This is a genomic window from Rheinheimera hassiensis (assembly GCF_022436675.1).
Classification (GTDB): Bacteria; Pseudomonadota; Gammaproteobacteria; order Enterobacterales; family Alteromonadaceae; genus Alishewanella; species Alishewanella hassiensis.
Window position 1 is genome coordinate 1 of sequence record NZ_JAKUJZ010000022.1, and the last position, 651, is coordinate 651.

The following is a 651-nucleotide window of genomic DNA, read 5'->3' on the forward strand; positions in this document are numbered from 1 at the left end:
CTCATCTTCATAAAACACCGGATGCTCAGCGCTGCAATTATTCAATGCCTCATATATCGCTGCCAGTTTCTCCGCTTTAGCCGGGTCTTTTATCCGCAGTGTCGGTGCAGCTCTGCGCCAGACTATGCCGATTTGAGGCAGTAAGCGCCGTATCGTTGAGCTGTGTACTTTCAACCCCGTCAGTCGCTTCAGTACTACACTGAGCAACTCAGTGCTCCACCGCGAGCGCTGATAGCCGATGTCTCTTGGCCGGTGCTCAATCAGCAACTTCAGCACATCAACAATAAAGGCCTTGGGCAACTGCTGTGGCCGCCCGGTGCGCTGACTTTTTAAGCCATCAATGCCGTCTGCTTCGTACCAGCTGAGCCAGCGGTTCACGCTGGAGCGTGCTGCTTGCAAAGCGGCTGCAACCTCTACTCTGGTTTTACCCTGTAACACCAGCAACACCGCGTTGGCTCTGCGGCTTAAGGCTTTATCACGGTTGCGCTGGACAATTTTTCTCAAACGGCGGGTTTCAGCGCCGTGCAAAAATGTTATTTTGTTCATACTCAATGCGTTTTGTAGGTCTATTAGTTTGGCGACCGATCTGATCGCGCAAACCGCATTGAGTTCCTTTCCCTTAGTGATCTACTGTTAGGAACAGTTATTTAG

General features: G+C 51.3%; 1 protein-coding gene. It reads right to left on the reverse strand.

Annotated features, from left to right (window positions below):
• Positions 1 to 546, reverse strand: a 546-nt coding sequence (locus tag MJX74_RS21460) for an IS630 family transposase (protein ID WP_240225065.1), incomplete at its 3' end; no start/stop codon positions are given.
• Between the last annotated feature and the right edge of the window lie 105 nt (positions 547 to 651).